15 protein-coding genes are annotated in these 19,387 nt (G+C 66.2%); 9 read left to right on the top strand and 6 right to left on the bottom strand.

Annotated elements, in window-relative coordinates:
• Positions 1-73 precede the first annotated feature (73 nt).
• From bioB to ACSQ9I_RS24725, 3 genes are read left to right on the top strand one after another with little or no spacing between them, the layout of a single operon-like run.
• A complete protein-coding gene (gene bioB, locus ACSQ9I_RS24735) occupies positions 74-1,084 on the top strand; it encodes a biotin synthase BioB (RefSeq protein ID WP_436314807.1) in 1,011 nt (336 codons plus the stop codon).
• A complete protein-coding gene (locus ACSQ9I_RS24730) occupies positions 1,081-2,430 on the top strand; it encodes a cytochrome P450 (RefSeq protein ID WP_436314806.1) in 1,350 nt (449 codons plus the stop codon). The genes bioB and ACSQ9I_RS24730 overlap by 4 nt, the downstream gene beginning before the upstream one ends.
• A gap of 43 nt (positions 2,431-2,473) precedes the next feature.
• Positions 2,474-2,830, top strand: coding sequence for a hydroxyisourate hydrolase (locus tag ACSQ9I_RS24725; protein WP_436314805.1), 357 nt, complete (start codon positions 2,474-2,476; stop codon positions 2,828-2,830).
• 3 nt (positions 2,831-2,833) lie between these two features.
• Here the strand turns inward: ACSQ9I_RS24725 and ACSQ9I_RS24720 are convergent, their stop codons facing one another.
• Positions 2,834-3,718 carry a helix-turn-helix transcriptional regulator gene (locus ACSQ9I_RS24720; protein WP_436315821.1) on the bottom strand — a complete coding sequence of 295 codons (885 nt, stop codon included), beginning with the start codon at positions 3,716-3,718 and terminating at the stop codon, positions 2,834-2,836.
• 149 nt (positions 3,719-3,867) lie between these two features.
• Here ACSQ9I_RS24720 and ACSQ9I_RS24715 point away from each other — a divergent pair, with 149 nt between their 5' ends.
• Positions 3,868-4,659 carry a fumarylacetoacetate hydrolase family protein gene (locus ACSQ9I_RS24715; RefSeq protein ID WP_436314804.1) on the top strand — a complete coding sequence of 264 codons (792 nt, stop codon included), beginning with the start codon at positions 3,868-3,870 and terminating at the stop codon, positions 4,657-4,659.
• Positions 4,660-4,669: 10 nt separating this feature from the next.
• On the opposite strand, the gene ACSQ9I_RS24710 is transcribed toward ACSQ9I_RS24715, so the two are convergent.
• Positions 4,670-5,482 (bottom strand): SDR family NAD(P)-dependent oxidoreductase, encoded by an 813-nt coding sequence (locus ACSQ9I_RS24710; RefSeq protein WP_436305351.1) that lies wholly within the window; start codon positions 5,480-5,482, stop codon positions 4,670-4,672.
• A 105-nt stretch (positions 5,483-5,587) separates the two neighbouring features.
• Here ACSQ9I_RS24710 and ACSQ9I_RS24705 point away from each other — a divergent pair, with 105 nt between their 5' ends.
• The gene (locus tag ACSQ9I_RS24705) at positions 5,588-6,529 is read left to right on the top strand and encodes a GlxA family transcriptional regulator (RefSeq protein WP_436314803.1); all 942 of its coding nucleotides are present in this window, start codon (positions 5,588-5,590) and stop codon (positions 6,527-6,529) included.
• A 16-nt stretch (positions 6,530-6,545) separates the two neighbouring features.
• On the opposite strand, the gene ACSQ9I_RS24700 is transcribed toward ACSQ9I_RS24705, so the two are convergent.
• Positions 6,546-8,243: a methyl-accepting chemotaxis protein gene (locus ACSQ9I_RS24700; RefSeq protein WP_436314802.1), complete on the bottom strand. Its 1,698-nt coding sequence runs from the start codon at positions 8,241-8,243 to the stop codon at positions 6,546-6,548.
• A gap of 87 nt (positions 8,244-8,330) precedes the next feature.
• Here ACSQ9I_RS24700 and ACSQ9I_RS24695 point away from each other — a divergent pair, with 87 nt between their 5' ends.
• The 4 genes from ACSQ9I_RS24695 (at position 8,331) to ACSQ9I_RS24680 (ending at position 14,749) form a co-directional block, all read left to right on the top strand.
• Positions 8,331-8,759, top strand: a complete 429-nt coding sequence (locus ACSQ9I_RS24695; RefSeq protein ID WP_436314800.1) for a hypothetical protein — start codon at positions 8,331-8,333, stop codon at positions 8,757-8,759.
• A 106-nt stretch (positions 8,760-8,865) separates the two neighbouring features.
• A complete protein-coding gene (locus ACSQ9I_RS24690; protein WP_436314799.1) occupies positions 8,866-10,068 on the top strand; it encodes a TolC family protein in 1,203 nt (400 codons plus the stop codon).
• Positions 10,065-11,576: an efflux RND transporter periplasmic adaptor subunit gene (locus ACSQ9I_RS24685; protein ID WP_436314798.1), complete on the top strand. Its 1,512-nt coding sequence runs from the start codon at positions 10,065-10,067 to the stop codon at positions 11,574-11,576. The genes ACSQ9I_RS24690 and ACSQ9I_RS24685 overlap by 4 nt, the downstream gene beginning before the upstream one ends.
• Entirely contained in the window at positions 11,573-14,749 is a 3,177-nt protein-coding gene (locus ACSQ9I_RS24680; RefSeq protein WP_436314797.1) for an efflux RND transporter permease subunit, read from the top strand. Before ACSQ9I_RS24685 ends, ACSQ9I_RS24680 begins: the two co-directional genes overlap by 4 nt.
• Here ACSQ9I_RS24680 and ACSQ9I_RS24675 read toward each other — a convergent pair.
• From ACSQ9I_RS24675 to ACSQ9I_RS24665, 3 genes are read right to left on the bottom strand one after another with little or no spacing between them, the layout of a single operon-like run.
• Positions 14,736-15,119, bottom strand: coding sequence for a hypothetical protein (locus tag ACSQ9I_RS24675; protein WP_436314796.1), 384 nt, complete (start codon positions 15,117-15,119; stop codon positions 14,736-14,738). The two genes, ACSQ9I_RS24680 and ACSQ9I_RS24675, sit on opposite strands and share 14 nt — an antisense overlap.
• Before the next feature lie 36 nt (positions 15,120-15,155).
• Positions 15,156-18,275 carry an efflux RND transporter permease subunit gene (locus tag ACSQ9I_RS24670; RefSeq protein WP_436314795.1) on the bottom strand — a complete coding sequence of 1,040 codons (3,120 nt, stop codon included), beginning with the start codon at positions 18,273-18,275 and terminating at the stop codon, positions 15,156-15,158.
• Positions 18,276-18,287: 12 nt separating this feature from the next.
• Positions 18,288-19,376: an efflux RND transporter periplasmic adaptor subunit gene (locus ACSQ9I_RS24665; RefSeq protein ID WP_436315820.1), complete on the bottom strand. Its 1,089-nt coding sequence runs from the start codon at positions 19,374-19,376 to the stop codon at positions 18,288-18,290.
• Between the last annotated feature and the right edge of the window lie 11 nt (positions 19,377-19,387).

Raw genomic sequence — 19,387 nt, 5'->3', positions numbered from 1 at the left:
AACCAGATTGGCTGCCCTTGTGACTGGCTCCTGGCTATCCTGACTCGGATGGCCATCCCACCCGAAGGACGACATGACCACCACAGCCACCGTTTCCCTGTCATCTTTGCGCACCAAGACGTCGCGCCCCGAGCCTCGCCCGGATCAGCGCTGGGGCGTCGCCGACGTCGAAGCCCTGTTCGCGCTTCCGTTCATGGACCTGCTGTTTCGCGCCCAGCAGGTGCACCGCCAGCACTTCGATGCCAACGAGGTCCAGCTGTCCACGCTGCTCTCGATCAAGACCGGCGGCTGCGCGGAGGACTGCGGCTACTGCCCGCAGTCCTCGCATTTCGACACCGGTGTGGAGGCCAGCAAGCTCATGCCGCTGCAAGAGGTGGTCGAAGCGGCACAAGCCGCGAAGGCCCAGGGCGCCACGCGCTTCTGCATGGGCGCCGCCTGGCGCAGCCCCAAGGCGCGCGACATGGAAAAGGTGACCGACATGGTGCGCGAGGTCCGCGCGCTCGGCCTGGAGACCTGCATGACGCTGGGCATGCTCGAGGCCGACCAGGCCCAGGCGCTGAAGAACGCCGGGCTGGACTACTACAACCACAACCTCGACAGCGCTCCCGAGTTCTACGGCAAGATCATCAGCACCCGCACCTACCAGGACCGGCTCGACACGCTGGCCCATGTGCGGGACGCGGGCATCAATGTCTGCTGCGGTGGCATTGTCGGCATGGGCGAAAACCGCACGCAGCGCGCCGGGCTGATCGCGCAGCTGGCCAACCTCGATCCCTATCCCGAGTCGGTGCCGATCAACAACCTGGTGCAGGTCGCGGGCACGCCGCTGGCCGGCACCGAGCCGATCGACCCCTTCGAGTTCGTGCGCACCATTGCGGTCGCGCGCATCACGATGCCGACGACCATGGTGCGGCTGTCGGCCGGGCGCGAGCAGATGGATGAGGCGCTGCAGGCGCTGTGCTTCGCCGCCGGCGCCAATTCGATCTTCTACGGCGACAAGCTGCTGACCACGAGCAACCCGCAGGCCGAGCGCGACCGCGCGCTGTTCGAGCGCCTGGGACTGAAGGCGCAGCGCAGGCAATGAGTGCGCTGCCGATGCCGGTGGCTGCGCCGAGCCCGCTCGGCCGCCCGATCATCGACGCGGCGTTCCGCGCCGATCCCTATCCGGCCTATGCCGCGCTGCGCGAGGCCGGGCCGATCCACTGGAGCGAAGAGTTCTTCGGTGGTGCGTGGCTCCTGACCCGCCATGCCGACGTGGAGGCGGTGCTTCGCGATTCCGTACGCTTTTCGGCGCAGCGCACCGGCGGCTGGGTCATGCAAAGCCGTGCCGCGCGCGGTGAGCTGAAAGACTTCCAGCAGCTCTTCGCGCGCGCGATGCTGTTCGTCGATGCGCCGGACCACACGCGCATTCGCAGCGTGCTCAACGCGGGCTTTCGCAATGACGTCCTGCAGCAGTTCGTGCCGGCCATCGCGCAGCGCGTCGATGCCTTGCTCGATGCGGTGGACGCCGACGCGGGCTTCGACTTCATGCAGGCGCTGGCGCGGCCGCTGCCGGCCGAGGTGATGGCGATGCTGATGGACATCCCCGCGGCCGATCGTGGCGACTTCATCGCCTGGTCGGACGATCTGGCGGCTTTCATCGGTGCGCCGATGCCCTCGCTCGATGAGGCACGGCGCGCGCGCACCAGCCTGCTGGCGATGAGCGGCTACTTCGAGCAGCTCGTGCCGCAGCGCCGGCACGCGCTGGGCGACGACCTCGTGAGCCGGCTGCTGCGAGCCGAGGCGGCGGGCGACATCCAGCCCGGCGCCGAGCTGCTCGCCCAATGCGCGATGCTGCTGTTCGCCGGCCACGAGACCACGCGCAACCTGCTGGGCAACGGCCTGCAGGCGCTGCTTGCCGATCCGGCGTCGTGGCAGCGCCTGCAGCGCGAGCCCGCGCTGTTGCCGGGCGCGGTGCGCGAACTGCTTCGCTTCGACAGCCCTGTGCAGTACACCGGCCGTCGCGTGGCGGCCGATCTCGTGCTGCATGGCCAGCCACTGCGCCGCGGCGAGCTGGTCGTTGCGCTCATCGCCTCTGCCAACCGGGATCCGGCGCGCCACGCCGAACCCGATCGCCTGGACGTCGCGCGCCGCGCGGGCGGCCTGCTGTCCTTCGGCGCCGGTCCGCATGTGTGCATCGGCGCAAGCCTGACGCTGATGGAGGCCGAGATCGTCTTCGGCCGGCTGCTGCGCCGATTCCCGGCCCTGCAGCGGCTCGATGCGCAACCGCGCTGGAGCGGCAATGCGGTGTACCGCGGCCTGAGCGTGCTGCCGGTGCAAGCCCGCAGCCGAGTGGGGGGAGACGGTGGCCAAAGGGGTTCGCATGATCGAGACCTTGAGCAGAGAGGGTGCAGGGTGCGCCCGGCGAGTGTCGATGGCCTTGACGGTTGATGGCGTCATACTGCCGGCCATCGATCTTCTCAGGAGCTTTCAAATGCAGGCCGTTTCCATCCACGTCGTCGATGTAGCCCATGGCGTTGTCGCTCAGGGCATGCGGGTCGACATCGCCCGGTTCGAGGGCGAAGGCTGGACGGATGTGGCCTCGGGCAAGGTCAGCAGCAATGGCGTGGTCGACGGCATCGAAAGCCGCGAGTCCTTGTTCGAGATCGGCTTCTACGAGCTGCGCCTGCACGTGGCCGAGTACTACCGCGCAAGAGGCGCCAAGCTGCCCGAGCCCGCGTTCATGGGCGTGCAGGTCTTCCGCTTCGGCCTGGCCGATATGTCGCAGCACTACCACCTGCCCGTGAAGCTGACGCCGTGGGGCCTGTCCTGCTTCCGCGGCGGCGCCTAGGATTCACGCCGGCGCGCGCAAGGCCCGCGCTTCGTCGCGAAACTGCCGCGGCGTCATGCCGGTCCATTGCCGGAACCGGCGGCTGAAGTAGACCGCATCGCCGAAGCCGCATTGGTGCGCGACGTCGCCGATGCGAATGCCGGAGCTGAGGAGCAGTTCCTTGGCGTGTTCGAGGCGCCGCTCGGTCACGAGCTCGGTGAATGTGCGGTCGGTCTGCTTCTTCAGCAGGTGCGCGAGGTAGTTCGGCGACAACATGGCCGCGGCGGCCGCATCGTTGAGCGACATCTCCTCGTGCAGGTGTTCGCGCACGTAGCGCATCACGCGCTGCAGCGCATCGTGCCGCGAGCTGCCGCCGCTGCTGCGCCGCCCCGCCTGCTCCTGCAGCTGCGCCTCGTGCCGCTGGCAGGCCAGCCCCAGCAGTTGCAGCAGGATGCCGCGGATCGCGCTTCGCGTTGCGAGGCGCCGCGCCCGGTTCAGCGCCGACAGCTCGTCCAGCCAGCCGAGGATGCGGGTGAAATCCGCATCGTCGAAGTGGAAGTCGACGTACTCCTGAAAGAGAAACGAAGCCAGCTCGGGCTGGCGGGCGATCGAGACTTCTTCCAGGTCGAGTGGCTCCACATCGAGCTCCGGCCAGAGAAAGCCCTGGTCGAAATTGACGATGGCATAGCGCGCGCCGACGGGATGGGGAACCACGTGCACGCGGTAGGGCAGCACGAAGCTCAAGTACCCGGCGCCGAACGGCCGCACCGCGCCGCCGATGAGCTGCTGCGAGCCGCCTTCGATGCCCACCTGGATCTGGAAGTACTCGTGCCGATGGGGCTGCGCGAGGACATCGCGCGCACCCTCGAAGCGGATGTCGAAGTCGAGGTGGTCGGCGCGCTCCTGCATGCCGTAGAGGCGGAGGCTGGAAGGGCGGGGCGAGGTGGTCGGCATCGCGCCATCGTAGACGCGTCCTCGTTCTGCGTAGATGCGTGCGGAATGATGGCGGCATCCCGGCCAAGAATGGCTCGCGCTCAAACTATGAAGGAGAACAAACCATGTCCAGTTCACGTCGCAACCTGTTGGCAAGCTCCGCCGCCATGGCCAGCGGGGCCATCGCCGGCTGTGCCCTGCCGGCCGGCGCCGCGCGCTCCCCGAGCACGCCATTCGATATCGCCTCGTCGTCGATTCCGATCGTCGGCAGCGAACAGGTGTTCCCGGTGCGGCGCATCTATTGCATCGGCCGCAACTACGCCGCCCATGCGCGCGAGATGGGATCCGATCCGACCCGCGAGCCGCCCTTCTTCTTCCAGAAGCCGGCCGACGCGATCCAGGTCGTCATGCCCGGCGCCGTGGCCGACCATCCTTATCCGAGCCTGACGAAGAACTACCACTACGAAGTGGAACTGGTCGTCGCCTTGTCCAGGGGCGGCAGCAACATCGCGATCGACAAGGCGCTGGCTCACGTGTACGGCTATTCCCTCGGCCTGGACATGACGCGGCGCGACCTGCAGCGCGAGATGGGCGACCAGAAGAAGCCCTGGGAGATCGGCAAGAGCTTCGATCACTCCGCGCCGGTCGGCCCGATCCATCCCGTCGCGAAAGTCGGCCACTTCGCCGATGGGGCGATCTGGCTCAAGGTCAACGGCCAGACCAAGCAGAGCGCGACGCTCAAGCACATGATCTGGTCGGTCGCGGAGCAGATCAGCCGCCTGTCGCAGGCCTTCGAGCTGATGCCCGGCGACATCATCTATTCGGGCACGCCGGAAAACGTCGGTCCCGTGGTGCGCGGCGACCTGATCGAGATTCACATCGACGGCTTGCCCAACCTCTCGGTGCGCGTGGTCTGAGCGACTTCGCTCACGCTGCCGTCTGGCCGGCGGTGTAGCGTTCGGCCGGCCGCGCGCGCGAGAGCTTCGGCACCATTTCGCGCCGCGCCGCCTCGAAGCGCTGCCAGTCGCCGGCATCCGGCAGCGAGGGGATCGTCACCAGCTCGCGCGCATCGAGGCCGGCCAGTGCCGCATCGACCAGGTCGTCGGCCGACATCACCATCTCCTGCGGCAGGTTCGACACCGGCATGCCCGCCACGTCCCAGAACTCGGTGCGGATCGCGCCGGGCAGGACGGCCTGCACCTGCACGCCCTTGTCGCCCAGCTCGTGGTGCAGGGACTGGCTGAGGTTGAGCACGTAGGCCTTGGTCCCGCTGTAGCTGCCGTTCAGCAGCTCCGGCGACAGCGCGACGATCGACGCGATGTTGATCACCGTGCCGCTGCCGCGCGCAACGAACGCGGGCGCGGCGGCGCGCGCCAGGCGGGTGAGCGCAATCACGTTCAACCGGATCATCATCTCCAGCTCGTCCGGGTCGGACTCGATCAGCGATGCGGTGGCGCCGATGCCGGCGTTGTTGATCAGCATGGTGATCGAGGGATCGGTGCGCAGGCGTTCCTCGACACGCCGCTGGTCGGCCGCTGCGCCCAGGTCGGCGACCATGACCTCGACGCGGCGCCCGGTCTCGCGCCCCAGCCTTTCGGCGAGCGCGTCGAGCCGCGAGCGGTTGCGCGCGACGAGGATGAGGTCGTGGCCGCGCCGCGCGAGCCTGTCGGCGTAGACCGCGCCGATGCCGGATGACGCGCCGGTGATCAGCGCGGTGCTTTGGGATGCCTGCTTGCTCATGATGTGTGTCCTTGGGGTTCGAAAAAACGGCGGATTGACAAGGCGAACATTAGGTCGCAGACTTGCGACTTAAAAGTCATGTTTCCCTCGTTTTAGGACAAAGTGATGAAACGCGTCGGATTGCTGGTCTTTCCGGGCTTCCAGATCCTGGACATGGTGGTGGTCTCGGTCTTCGAGCTCGCCAACGCGGCTGCGACCAGGCCTGCGTACGCCTTGGAGGTGGTGTCGGAAGAGGGCGGGCCGGTGAAGAGCTCCTCCGGCGTGCAGGTCGAGACCCGTGCCTTCGGCAGCGCGAAGTTCGACACGTTGCTGGTCGCCGGCACCATGGACATCGCGCCCTCATCGCCGGCACTGCTGGCCTTCCTGCGCGACGCGGCGAAGAAGTCGCGCCGCGTCGGCAGCATCTGCACCGGCGCCTTCGTGCTGGCCGAGGCCGGGCTGCTCAACGGCCGGCGCGCGACCACGCACTGGCACTTCGCGCGGGAGCTGCAGCGAAATTTCCCGCACGTGAAAGTGGAGGAGGACTGCATCTACATCATCGACGGCACGGTGTGGACATCGGCCGGCATGACGGCCTGCATCGATCTCTCGCTGGCGCTGGTCGAAGGCGATCTCGGCACCGAGGTCTCACGCGCGGTGGCGCGCAAGCTCGTCGTCCACTCGCACCGCACCGGCGGGCAGTCGCAGTTCTCCGCCTTCCTCGAACTCGAGCCGAGATCGGAGCGCATCCACGACGCGTTGAACTACGCCAAGAAGAACCTGCATCTCGCGCTGTCGGTCGAACAGCTGGCGGACGTGGCCCATCTGAGCCCGCGGCAGTTCAGCCGCGCCTTCCTCGCCGAGACGGGCCAGTCGCCGGCCCGCGCGATCGAGAAGCTGCGCGTGGAAACCGCCCGCGCGCTGATCGAGGACGGGCACTCGATCGACCGGGTCGCGGAAAAGGCGGGATTCGCCGATCCGGAACGCATGCGCCGCGCATTCCATCGCGCCTTCGGGCAGCCGCCGCAGGCGCTCAAGCGGGCGGCGCGGCTGCAGGTGGCGGCCTGAAGGCCTGGGGCAGAACTCAGAACGTTTCCCAGTCTCCGTCACCGGTGGCCGTGCCCGCTGCCGTGAGCTGCTTGCGTTGCGGCGCGGCGATGGCTTGTCGGGCCCGGGCCGGTTGCGCTGCTGCCTTGCGCGCGAGGGGAACCAAGGGCCGGATGACTTGCTGCTGCCCGTCGAGTTTGAACACGCTGACGGCCTGCGACAGGCTGCCGGCCTGCTCCTGCAGCGACTGCGCCGCAGCCGCGGCCTCTTCGACCAGCGCCGCGTTCTGCTGCGTCACCTGGTCCATCTGCGTGATCGCCTGGTTGATCTGCTCGATGCCCTGGGTCTGCTCATGGCTCGCCGCCGTGATCTCGCCGATGATGTCGGTCACCCGCTTCACGCTGCCCACGATCTCTTCCATGGTCTTGCCGGCTTCGCCGACCAGTTGGCTGCCGGCATCGACCTTGCCGACCGAATCGTCGATCAGGCCCTTGATTTCCTTGGCCGCGGCGGCAGAGCGTTGCGCGAGGTTGCGCACTTCGGAGGCGACGACCGCGAAGCCGCGGCCCTGCTCGCCGGCACGCGCGGCTTCGACCGCTGCGTTCAAGGCCAGGATGTTGGTCTGGAAGGCAATGCCGTCGATCACGCCGATGATGTCGACGATCTTCTTGGAGGAGGCATTGATCGAGGCCATGGTGTTCACCACTTGAGACACCACGTCGCCGCCCTTGACCGCCACTTCGGAGGCCGAGAGCGCCAGCTGATTGGCTTGCCGTGCGTTGTCGGCGTTCTGCTTGACGGTGGAGGTCAGTTCCTCCATCGACGCCGCGGTCTGCTCCAGCGAGCTCGCCTGCTCCTCGGTGCGCGACGAAAGATCCTGGTTGCCCGAAGCAATCTGGCTCGAGGCCGTCGAGACATTCACCACCACGCCTTGCACCTGCTGCAGCGACTTCTGCAATGCCGTGCGCATCAGGTCGATGGCGCGCAGAAGACGGCCGGTCTCGTCGTTGGCATAGCTTGACTGCGGCGCACCGGTCAGGTCCATGTCGGCGATCGACTGCGCCATGGTCTCCGCCCGGCGCAGCGGATGCGTGATGCTGCGCGCCAGGAACCAGGCCAGCAGGGTGCCGAAGATCAGCGACAGCGTGGAGCAGACGATCAGCAGCATCGTGGTCTGGGCGCGCAGGCCCTCGGCACGTTGCGCCGCGGCATCGAGCCCTGCACGCTGCAGGTCGACCATCTGCTTCACGCCCGCCAGGTAGCTGACCGAAGTCGGTTCGAAGCGCGCGCTGAAGACGCGGCCGGCACCTTCGAGGTCGCCGGCCAGCTTGAGCTTGCTGACTTCCTCGCGCGCCGCGAGGTAGTCCTTGCGCAGTTCGCCCACCTTCTGGAACAGCTCGCGTTCCTCGGACTTGACCATCTGTCCTTCGATGAACTTCTGCAGCTCGTTGGTTTCCTTGATCGACGCCGCCGTGGCGGGTGCGAAGTAGGCGATCAGGCTGGCGTCGCTGCTCTTGGCGATGGCAGCAGCCCGCTGCACGCCCGATGTGGTGTGGCGCAGCCAGTCGGCGCCGGCGCGTTCGGTTCTGACGTTGTCCTGGACCATGCCGGTGATCTCGACGCCCAGCTGCCGCAGCTTCAATGCCGCAATCACGCTGCTTGCCAGGAAAAGGGCGAGGATCACGCCCAGCACGATGGCCAATCGCTTGGCTATCGAGATAGTGCTCAGAAACATGGGAGGCTCCGGAAGACGAGAAGGTCAAAAAAGAGAAAAGACAGACCTATATCGGCAGTCGGTCCGAAAAATTAAGGGAAGACCCGCATGTTCGAGCGCGACCAAAGCCACATCGCTAAACTCTCTGCAGTTATGTGCCGCCGCTCGCTCCATCGCCGCATGACCGCGTTCTTCGTGGTCCTGTCACTGCTGTTCTCACAGCTGGCGCTCGCGAACTACGTCTGCCCTGGCGCCGCGGACGCAGTCGCGATGGCGGAAATGATGGCCGCAGGCGAACCCTGTGAAGGCATGGATTCGGCGCAGCCGGTGCTCTGCCACCAGCACGCAGCCGACATGTCGCTGTCGTTCGAGCCGGTGAAGCTGGCCACCCCGTCGCTCCCGGCCATCGTGCAGGTGCTGGTCGTGCCTGTTGTGATGGAGGCACAGCTCGCGGCGGCGATTCCCGTCGCAGCGACACCGGAGGTCCGACCTCCGCCCGACCCCGTTTTTCTTTCCACTCGCAGACTCCGAGTCTGAAATCTCCGTCGACTGACCGGCGCTGGTGCGGCTCGTCCGCTCGCCAGCTGATGCCTCATTCGTCTTCGGAGTTTTCATGCCATCCCACCTCCTGCGCGCAGCCGCCTTGGCCGCCGCACTGCTTCCCTGCCTGGTAGCGGCAGCACCCCTGACCCTCGAGACGGCGCTCGACCTGGCCGTCAAACGCTCCGAATCCGCTCGCGCCGCGCGAGCTGGGGTGACGAGCGCGTCGGAGGCCGCCCGAGCGGCCGGCCAGCTTCCGGACCCGATGCTGCGCGCCGGCGTCGACAACCTGCCGGTGACCGGGGGCGACCGGTTCAGCACTGCGCGCGATTCGATGACGATGAAGCGCGTCGGCATCAGCCAGGAATGGCTGTCGAGCGACAAGCGAGCCGCTCGCCAGGCGGCGGCCGAGGCCGCCGTCGCCCGCGAAGGAATCCAGTCTCAGACAGCAGTCGCCGAAACCCGGCTGAACACCGCGCTCGCCTACCTCGACGCTTTCTACGCCGGCGAAGCGCAGAAGCTGACGATGCTCATGGAGCATCACGCGCATGAGGAGTTGGAGGCGGCGCGTGCCCGCTTGGCGTCCTCAGTGGGCAGCAGCCAGGAAGTGCTTGCTCTGACCGGCGCGCGAGGTACGGCGGAGGACGAATCGGCCGAAGTGCGCCAGCAGCAAGGCGTGGCCAAGCTGTCGTTGCAGCGCTGGGTCGGCACCCAGGCCGACGAGTTGGCACCCGTGAGCGCGCTGTCATTGCCTACGGAGCAAGCGTACGTCGCAGGGCATCCGACTGTCGTGACGAAGCAGCTCGACATCGAAGTGGCCAAGCAGGTTGCCGCCGTCGCCGCCTCGGAGCGCAAGCCCAACTGGACTTGGGAGCTTTCCTATGGACAGCGCACCGGCTACTCGGACATGGTGTCGTTCGGAGTGAGCATTCCGCTTCGAGTGGCCCCTTCGGAGCGCCAGGACCGAGAGACCGCAGCGAAGCTCGCGCTGGCCGACAAGGCCGAGGCAGAGCTTTCCGAGGCCACCCGCGCAGCCACCGCCGAATACCGAACGCTTGCCAGCGATGCCCGACGGCTGCTCGAACGCATCGAGCGATATCGCACCGGCGTCGTGACCCCAGCCCGGCAACGGACCACCGTGGCCACTGCCGCATATCGATCGAATCAGGGCACGCTCATGACGCTGTTCGAGGCGAGGCACGCCGAAGTGGAAGCGCAGCGGAAGCTCCTGGCACTTCAACGCGACCTCGCCAAGGCTCAAGCGCAGCTTGCATTCAAGCCACTCGCACAAGGAGCCGACCAATGAAAGGCACTCGCGTCACCGCGCTTCTCATCGTCGCCGGTGCGGTCCTCGCCGGCGCCGGCTTCTTCCTGGGACGGCACACCGGCAACGAAGGCCTGAGTGCCGAAGCAAGCGGCGCCGCTTCGTCCCCGGACGGCCGCAAGGTCCTCTACTGGCACGACCCGATGGTTCCGGGCCCGCGCTTCGACAAGCCGGGCAAGTCGCCGTTCATGAACATGCAGCTCGTTCCGGTCTACGCCGACAGTGACCAAAGCACCTCTGGTGTCAAAGTGAGCCCCACTGTGCAACAGAACCTGGGCATCCGCTACGCCACCGTGCGACGTGCAGAGACCTCGAGCTCGTTCGACGCCATAGGTGCGGTGCAGTTCGACGAGCGCTTGAACGTGGCCGTCCAGACGCGGGTCGCGGGATACGTCGAACGCCTGGCTGTACGTGCGCCGATGGAGCGCGTACGCAAAGGCCAGGCCTTGGCCACCATCTTCGCGCCGGACTGGCTCGGGCCGCAGAACGAGCTGCTTGCGCTCAAGCGCGCTGGGGTCGCGCCCGACCTCATCGCTGCAGCGCGCGAACGGATGCGCGCCATGTCGATTCCGGCCGAACTCATTCGCCAGAGCGAAGAGATCGGGGCCGCGCAGGCGCGCTTCACCCTGAGCGCGCCAACAGGCGGGGTCGTCGCCGAACTGGGTGTCCGGGAAGGCGTTGCCGTCACGCCCGGCATGACCTTGTTTCGCATCGCCGGCCTTGAGAAGGTCTGGGCCGTGGCCGAGGTTCCGGAAGCTCAGGCGGTGCGCTTGAGCCGCGGTCAGAAGGTCAAAGCGGCGCTTCAGGCGGATGCCACTCAAACCTTCGAGGGCGAGCTCAAGGAAATACTTCCAGAGCTCAGTGCGAACACGCGCACGCTGAAGGCGCGCTTCGAGGTCGACAACAAGGACGGCAGGCTCACGCCCGGCATGCTGCTGCGTCTGCAGGTGGCTGGACCGACGAGCATCCGGCTGGTCGTACCGGCCGAGGCGGTCATCCGCACCGGCAAGCGCGCGGTGGTCATCGTCCGCAAGGACGGCGGTGCATTCGAACCGCGCGACGTAGCACTCGGCTTGGACCTGGGTGACGATGTCGAGGTCGTCCAGGGGCTGAACGAAGGGGACCAGGTGGTCGCGAGCGGTCAGTTCCTCATCGACTCCGAGGCCCGGCTGCGCTCGGTGCTGGGGAGCATGTCGGCACCTGCCGCGCCGCCCGCATCCACCGCCCCATCGCCGGGTGGGAAAGCATCCCAGACCCACGTGGCGGACGGCAAGGTCGAGAGCGTTGAACCGGACGGCATCACGATCTCCCATGGCCCCGTGGCGTCCCTCAACTGGCCGGCCATGACGATGGGCTTCTCCAAGCCGAATCCCCAGGCGTTCGCGGACGTGAGGCGAGGCGATGGCGTCCGATTCGAGTTCAAGGAGGGCGGGCCCATGGGCTATGAGCTGCTCTCGGTGCAGCGCGTACAACCGGGCATGAAGAAATGATTGCCGCGCTCATTCGATGGTCGATCGGCAATCGATTCCTGGTGCTCATCGCCACGCTGTTCCTGACGGTCGCCGGTGTCTGGTCGGCTGCCCGCATACCGGTGGACGCATTGCCGGACCTGTCGGACGTACAGGTCATCATCCGGACGCCATTTCCCGGCAAGGCGCCGCAGGTGGTGGAGGACCTCGTCACCTATCCGCTGACGACGACGATGCTCAGCGTGCCGGGCGCCAGGACCGTTCGCGGCTACTCCTTCTTCGGGGACTCGTTCGTCTACGTGCTCTTCGACGACAAGACGGACCCGTACTGGGCCCGCTCGCGCGTCGTGGAGTACCTCAACCAGGTACAGAGCAGGTTGCCCGCAGGGGCGAATGCATCTCTGGGACCCGATGCAACGGGGGTCGGATGGGTTTACGAATACGCGCTCGTGGACCGCTCGGGCAAGCATGACATCGGACAGCTGCGTGCGTTCAACGACTGGTTCCTGAAGTTCGAGCTGAAGACCATCCCGGACGTGGCCGAGGTCGCGAGCATCGGTGGCATGGTGCGGCAGTACCAGGTGGTGCTCGACCCCGACCGCATGCGTGCCCTTGGCATCACGCAAGCGACGGTCGTCGCTGCCTTGCAGAAAGCCAACCAGGCGTCGGGCGGCTCGGTCGTGGAGCTTGCAGAAGCCGAGTACATGGTGCGCTCGCGCGGCTACCTGAAGTCGCTGAGCGACTTCCGCACGATTCCGCTCGCAGTTTCGGGCACGACCCCGGTGCTCTTGCGCGACGTGGCCACGGTGCAGATCGGCCCGGAGATGCGCCGCGGCATTGCCGAGCTGGACGGCCAGGGGGAGGTCACAGGCGGTGTGGTCGTCATGCGCTCGGGCAAGAACGCGCGCACGACCATCGAGGCCGTCAAGGCGAAGCTCGAGACGCTCAAGCCGAGTCTCCCGGCCGGCGTCGAGGTGGTGCCGACGTACGACCGGTCCCTGCTCATCGACAGCGCCGTCGAGAACCTGCGCTTCAAGCTGCTGGAAGAGTTCGCAGTGGTCGCGCTGGTCTGTGCCATCTTCCTGTTCCACCTGCGCTCGGCGCTCGTAGCGGTGGTCGCGCTTCCGATTGGCGTGCTCGCCGCGTTCATCGTCATGCATTGGCAAGGTGTCAACGCCAACATCATGTCGCTCGGGGGCATCGCCATCAGCATCGGGGCCATGGTCGACGGAGCCATCGTGATGGTCGAGAACGTCCACAAGCACCTTGAGGCATTCGAGTCGAAGCATGGCAGGAATCCGACAACGCCTGAGCGATGGCAACTGGTCGGCTCGGCGTCCATCGAGGTCGGTCCGGCTCTCTTCTTTTCGCTGGTCGTCATCGCGCTTTCCTTCGTGCCCGTGTTCTCACTCGAAGCGCAGGAGGGCCGCCTCTTCTCGCCATTGGCGTTCACGAAGACCTATGCGATGGCGGCGGCGGCCGGCTTGTCGGTGACGCTGGTACCTGTGCTGATGGGCTACCTCATCCGCGGGCGCATCCCTCACGAGTCGGCGAATCCTGTGAACCGCTTCCTCATGGCGGCATATCGACCCGCGCTTGAAGCCGTGCTTCGCTTTCCCAAAGCCACGCTGATGGTCGCGGCGCTGTTGCTTGCCCTGACGGCCATACCCGCCATGCGCCTCGGCGGCGAGTTCATGCCGCCGCTGGACGAGGGGGACCTGCTCTACATGCCATCGGCCTTCCCGGGACTTTCAGTTTCCAAAGCGTCGGAACTCCTGCAGCAGACGGACCGCCTCATCAAGACGGTGCCTGAGGTCGAACGTGTCTTCGGGAAGGCCGGTCGCGCCGACACCGCGACCGACCCGGCTCCGCTCGAGATGTTCGAGACGACCATCCAGTTCAAGCCGCGCGAACAGTGGCGACCCGGCATGACGCCCGACAAGCTGGTCGAAGAACTGGACCGCGTCGTGAAGGTGCCCGGACTGACCAATGTCTGGGTGCCACCCATCCGCAACCGCATCGACATGCTGGCAACCGGCATCAAGAGCCCTGTCGGCATCAAGGTGGCCGGTGCGGACCTGGCCGCCATCGACCGCCTGACGACGGAAATTGAAGGCGCAGTCAGGGGCGTCTCGGGCGTGTCCTCGGCATTGGCCGAGCGACTGACTGGCGGCCGGTACATCGATGTCGACGTGGACCGGCTCGCCGCAGCTCGCTATGGACTTTCCGTGGCGGACGTTCAGGCCATCGTCTCGACCGCTGTCGGCGGCGACAACGTCGGCGAAGTGATCCAGGGCCGGGAACGCTATCCCATCAATGTCCGCTACCCCCGAGAGATTCGCGACTCGCTGCAGCGCCTGCGAGAGCTGCCCTTCGTGACAGACAAGGGTGCGCAGTTGCTCCTGCAGGACGTGGCGAAGGTCAGCATCGAGGAAGGCCCGCCGATGCTGCGGAGCGAGAACGCGCGCCTGTCCGGTTGGGTCTATGTGGATGTCCGGGGCCGAGACCTCAGGTCGGTCGTCAATGACATGCAGGCTGCAGTGGCCAGATCGGTGACGATGCCTGCCGGCTACGCAGTGTCCTGGTCCGGGCAGTTCGAGTATCTGGAGCGCGCCACGCAGCGGCTCAAACTCGTGGTGCCCGCCACCTTGGCGGTAATCTTCATGTTGCTGTACTTGCTGTTCAGGTCCTTCGGTGATGCTGCGCTGGTCATGGCGGCGGTGCCGTTCTCGCTCATCGGTGGGTTCTGGCTGGTCTGGGCGCTGGATCACTCCATCTCGGTAGCCACGGCGGTCGGATTCATCGCGCTCGCCGGCGTGGCCGCCGAGTTCGGCGTCGTCATGCTCATCTACCTCAAGAATTCCCTTGCACGACGCATCGAGGCTGGAGCGCCGATGAACGACGAGACCTTGCTTGCCGCCATCCGCGAGGGAGCGGTGCTGCGCGTTCGTCCCAAGGCGATGACAGTGGCCGTGGTCATGGCAGGTCTGCTACCCATCATGTGGGGAAGTGGAACCGGCTCGGAAGTCATGACTCGAATCGCTGCGCCCATGGTGGGAGGCATGGTGACGGCTCCCCTGCTGAGCATGCTGGTGATTCCGGCTGCCTGGTACCTGGCGCACCGGCGCCGAGCCGGCGGCCGTGAGACCGCGTTCGCGAGCCATCCCGCGCAGAACGCGATCACTTCAGAGTGAAGCGCGCTGTCCCCAAGGTCTTGCCCGAGTTCGTCACCACGGCCACCGCCTTCGTGCCGGCAGCCACCCTGAAGCTGCCTTTGGCTTCCAGCTTGTCGCCGGCGGGCTTGAGCTCGACCTCCGTCTTCTCGGCGTCTGCGAGCAAGGTGACTTTGGTCGAGGCCTTGGAAAGGTCCATCGGCTTGCCGTGGTCGCTGAGGTACAGCTGCAGCGTGTCGGGCTTGGCCACCAGCTCGAAGTCCGCTTCTTTCCCCGGAGCGACCAGGCCTCCATGCCGCGGCGTGTGGTCGTCGTGTTTGTGGTCGCCCGCAGCAAAAGCGCCGCCGGCAACAGCCAGGGCCAGGGCGGCCATCCATGCTTGCTTTTTCATGAAGAATCCTTTTCTTGGTTGGTTGAATAAAGACGGTTACAGAGCATCCTGACCCTTGGTCTCCGCAAGCCGCTCTGCAGCATTGCGGCCGAAGAGCCAGAACATCGCCGGCGTCAGGAAGGTGTCCAGAAGCGTCGAACTGATCAGGCCGGAAAAGATGACGACAGCAACCGGATGAAGAACCTCGGTGCCCGGCTGCTCGGCTTCGAACAGCAGCGGAGCCAGCGCAAATGCAGTCACGAGCGCAGTCATCAGCACCGGCGCCAGCCGCTCGAGCGAGCCGCGAACAATCATCTTCTGGTCGAAGCTTTCACCTTCGAAACGCATCAGATTGACGTAGTGGCTGACTTTCAGGATGCCGTTGCGGACCGAAATGCCAGCCAGCGTGATGAAGCCCACAAGTGCCGCCACGGAAAGCGGCTGGCCCGAGAGCCACAAGCCCACGACCGCACCCACAAGGGCCAACGGAATGTTCGCCATGATGAGCAGCGAGAGCTTGGTCGACTGGTAGCGGCTGTAGAGCACCACGAACATCAAGGTCAGGGAAACCAGCGACAGCAGGCCGACCAGCCGGGAAGCTTCTTCCTGCGCCTGGAACTGGCCGCCGAGCGTCACGAAGTAGCCTTCGGGCAGCTTGGTCTGCGCCACGACGCGCCGCATGTCCGTCACGATGTCGGAAAGCGCGCGCCCCTGCGCGTTGGCCGACAGGACGATGCGCCGCTTGCCGTCGTCGCGGCTGATTTGATTCGGACCGTCGCCTTCTTCGATGGAGGCAAGCTTCGACAGCGGGACACGGCCGGACGGCGTCTCGATGAGGATGTGCTGAAGCCCTTCTGCGGAGCGTGCGGATTCCGGCAGCTTCACGACCAGCGCGAAACGGCGGCCGCCCTCGACGATCTGCGTGACCTTCTCGCCCTCCACCAGGCTCTGCAGCGCCTTCAGTATCTGAGGCGCCGGAACGCCATACTGCGCCGCGGCCGCATAGTCCACCCGGACCTTGATCTGGGGCGCCAGGACCTGCTTCTCGATCTCCAGGTCGGCGATTCCCGGGATGGCCGCCAGCTTGGCGCGCAACACATCGGCCTGGCCGCGAAGCGTGTCCAGGTCTTCACCAAAGATCTTGATGGCAATCTGCGAGCGCACGCCCGAAAGCATGTGGTCGATGCGGTGCGAGATGGGCTGCCCGATGCCGATCGCGGCCGGCAGGTTCACAAGCCGAGCGCGAATATCGGCGGATATGTCCCCCATCGACCGTGTCAGCTCGCCCGGCGGCTTCAGTCCCACGTCCAGTTCGCTGACGTGCACACCCTCGGCATGCTCGTCGAGTTCGGCGCGCCCGCTTCGGCGCCCGACGTGCGTCACCTCAGGCACCTGCTTGATCAGCACTTCGGCCCGGCGTGCCAGCGCCGCGGTCTCGGCCAGCGTGACGCCGGGGTTCAAGCGCATTCCGACAAGCAAGGTCCCCTCGTTGAAGGGAGGCAGGAATGTCGTCGGGAAGAAGGGCACCGCCGCGAGCGACACCAGCACCGCGATGCAGCCGGCAGCGATGGCGCCCTTGGGTTGGCCGAGCACCTTCTGCAGGCCGCGCGCATACCGCGTCTTCAACCAGGCCAACAGCTTCGTGTCGCCATGGTCGAGCGACTTCATCCGTGGCAGCAGGTAGTACGACAGCACCGGCGTCACGGTCACCGACACGACGAGGCTGGCGAGCGTCGAGACGATGAACGCGACGCCCAGCGGAACGAACAGCCTGCCTTCCATGCCCGGCAAGGCGAACAGCGGCACAAAGACGAGAACGATGATGATGGTGGCGTAGAGGATGGATGAGCGAACTTCCATGGTGGCTCGCGCAACGACTTCGACTGGATTGAGACGATGATCCGGATGCCTGGCCCGGTCTTCCCTCAAGCGACGGATGGCGTTCTCCAGCCCGACCACCGCGTCGTCGACCAGGCCGCCGACCGCGACGGCCAGGCCTCCCAGCGTCATGGTGTTGATGGAGAGGCCGAAGTACCTGAACACCAGCGCCGCCATCAGGATCGAGACCGGGATGGCGGTGAGAGCGATGACGGTCGGCCGCAGCGTGCCCAGGAAGAAGTACAGAATCACCGCGACGAACACCGACGCCCCGACGAGCTTCCACTGGAGGTTGTCGATCGAAGCCTCGATGAAACTGGCCTGTCTGAAGGTCACTCTCGGCGCGTCCATGCCTGCGGGCAGGGACGCCTTCATGCCGTCCAGGGCGGCCTCGATGGATTGGGTGAGCGAAATGGTGTCCGCCGTGGGCTGCTTCTGGATGCCCAGGATCACGGCGGGCTTGCCCTCGAAGCCCGCGTCGCCGCGCTTGAGCGCGGCAGCGAAGCTGACGTCTGCAATCTGGCGCAGCAGGATGGCCTGGCCATTGCGCGACGTGAGTGCCAGGTTCTTGAGGTCGTCGAGCAGCGAGGTGCGGCCCAGATGCCGGATGAGGTACTCGCGGCCGTTGAGCTCCAGGAAGCCGCCCGAGGTGTTGGATGAAAAGCCCTTGAGCGCGGCCTCCAGCTGATCGTGCGTGATGCCCAGCTCTGCCATGCGCGTGGTGTTGGGCTGTACCTGGAACTGCCGTACCTCGCCGCCGATGGGAATCACCTGAGCAACGCCGGGAATCGCCATCAACCGAGGCCGGAGTATCCAGTCCGCGTACTCGCGCACCGCCATCGGCGAGATCTTCGCGGTGTCCACCGGGATCGCGATCTGCATGATCTCGCCCATGATGGAACTGATGGGTCCCATCCGGGGCACCACACCCTCCGCCAAGCCTTCTTCCATCGACGCCAGGCGCTCCGACACCATCTGCCTGGCGCGGAATATCTCGGTGTCCCAGCCAAAGGTCACATAGAGGAACGTCAGCCCGGCCGAGGACACCGAGCGAACGGTCTCGACACCGGGCAGCCCGTTCATCGTTGTCTCGAGCGGGAAGGTGATGAGCTGTTCCACCTCCTCGGCGGCCATGCCGCCCGCCTCGGTCATGATGGTGACCGTCGGCTTGTTGAGGTCGGGAAACACATCCACCGGTGTGCGCGACAGGGTCCACGCACCATAGGCCATCAACACGACGCTCGTGATCAGCACCAGCAGCCGATTGGACAGGCTGCTTCTTAGTAGCCACTTGAACATGCGTGGCTCCCGTCAGCGGACTTGGTTGATGAGGCTTGCGCCTTGCGTCGCCACACGGTCGCCTGCCTTCAGGCCTGAAGTGACCGCTACCGACACGCCGTCGAGCGGCAGGGCGCTCACGACGCGCGGCTCGAACTTCTCCGGCGCGGTCTTGACCCACACGATGGTCTGGTTCGACGGGTTCTTCATCAGCGAGGCCGCCGGAACGGCAATGCCTTCCACCTTCGACCGCGTCTGCACATAGGCCTTGACGGGTTGCCCGACCGCCAGCTTGGCCAGCGCCGCGCCGCGGGCCGTGAAACTCAGCGGCAGCGCCTGTTCGCGCAGCGTGCGAGCGGCGCCGAGGAACTGAAGCGGTACGCGCTCGTTGCCGATGGCGAGCGTTGCACCTCCGACATTCGCCCCGAGCTCGGCGTCGAAGGAGAGCGCCTCGATGCTCAGCCGACCGGGGTCGACGATGTCATAGATGAGCTCTCTCGCATCGACCACCTGGCCTGCGACCACGTGGGACGAGGCAATGACGCCGGCCACCGGTGCAACCAGTGCTTCCCGTCCGGTCAGGCCGGCACTCACGGCGCTGGCTCGCGCACCCAGGCTGGCGAGTTCTGCCTCGGCTGCTTCGATTTCCTTTCGCGGGACTGTGTCCGACAGCTCCTTGAGCCTGGCCAGGCGCTTTTCAGCAAGTGCCCGAGAGGACCGCAGTTCCGCCAGTTGAGCGGATTGGACCGAGCGCTCCAGCGGGGCCGTGGACGGAACCACGTATGACAGAACCTCGCCTTTGCGAACCGGCTGACCGACCGTGGGCAAGCCTTGTGGACCCGGCTCGACGCGGCCGGCCGTCGTTGCTTGCACCTTGCCCCCGGCGTTCGGGTCCATCGTGACCTTGCCAGCCAGTTCGACGGTGCGCGCCAGTTCCTCGGTTTTGGCCACTGCGGTTCGCACGGAGAGCTGCCGCTGCGCCGGCTTCGGAAGGAAGACGCTGCCGTCGGGTTGCCGGCTGGGGCCGTTCGAGCTTGCCGCCGGAGAGGACTCAGCGTGGTTGTGGCCATGTTCGTCTGCAGCCCAGGCGGACGCGGCGCAGCCGACAAGGGCAGCGAATATGAACTTTGCAA

Source organism: Variovorax sp. LjRoot84, from assembly GCF_964254305.1.
Classification (GTDB): Bacteria; Pseudomonadota; Gammaproteobacteria; order Burkholderiales; family Burkholderiaceae_C; genus Variovorax.
Note: the sequence above shows the minus strand (reverse complement) of the source record. Positions and strands in the feature narration are given on the sequence as shown.

Coding starts and splice junctions, on each gene's coding strand:
- ACSQ9I_RS24675 (WP_436314796.1), bottom strand. CDS start 15,119: ATGAAAAAGCAAGCATGGATGGCCGCCCTGGCCCTGGCTGTTGCCGGC.
- ACSQ9I_RS24720 (WP_436315821.1), bottom strand. CDS start 3,718: ATGCAGGAGCGCGCCGACCACCTCGACTTCGACATCCGCTTCGAGGGT.
- ACSQ9I_RS24705 (WP_436314803.1), top strand. CDS start 5,588: ATGAAACGCGTCGGATTGCTGGTCTTTCCGGGCTTCCAGATCCTGGAC.
- ACSQ9I_RS24695 (WP_436314800.1), top strand. CDS start 8,331: ATGTTCGAGCGCGACCAAAGCCACATCGCTAAACTCTCTGCAGTTATG.
- ACSQ9I_RS24680 (WP_436314797.1), top strand. CDS start 11,573: ATGATTGCCGCGCTCATTCGATGGTCGATCGGCAATCGATTCCTGGTG.
- bioB (WP_436314807.1), top strand. CDS start 74: ATGACCACCACAGCCACCGTTTCCCTGTCATCTTTGCGCACCAAGACG.
- ACSQ9I_RS24710 (WP_436305351.1), bottom strand. CDS start 5,482: ATGAGCAAGCAGGCATCCCAAAGCACCGCGCTGATCACCGGCGCGTCA.
- ACSQ9I_RS24670 (WP_436314795.1), bottom strand. CDS start 18,275: ATGTTCAAGTGGCTACTAAGAAGCAGCCTGTCCAATCGGCTGCTGGTG.
- ACSQ9I_RS24725 (WP_436314805.1), top strand. CDS start 2,474: ATGCAGGCCGTTTCCATCCACGTCGTCGATGTAGCCCATGGCGTTGTC.
- ACSQ9I_RS24685 (WP_436314798.1), top strand. CDS start 10,065: ATGAAAGGCACTCGCGTCACCGCGCTTCTCATCGTCGCCGGTGCGGTC.
- ACSQ9I_RS24715 (WP_436314804.1), top strand. CDS start 3,868: ATGTCCAGTTCACGTCGCAACCTGTTGGCAAGCTCCGCCGCCATGGCC.
- ACSQ9I_RS24730 (WP_436314806.1), top strand. CDS start 1,081: ATGAGTGCGCTGCCGATGCCGGTGGCTGCGCCGAGCCCGCTCGGCCGC.
- ACSQ9I_RS24700 (WP_436314802.1), bottom strand. CDS start 8,243: ATGTTTCTGAGCACTATCTCGATAGCCAAGCGATTGGCCATCGTGCTG.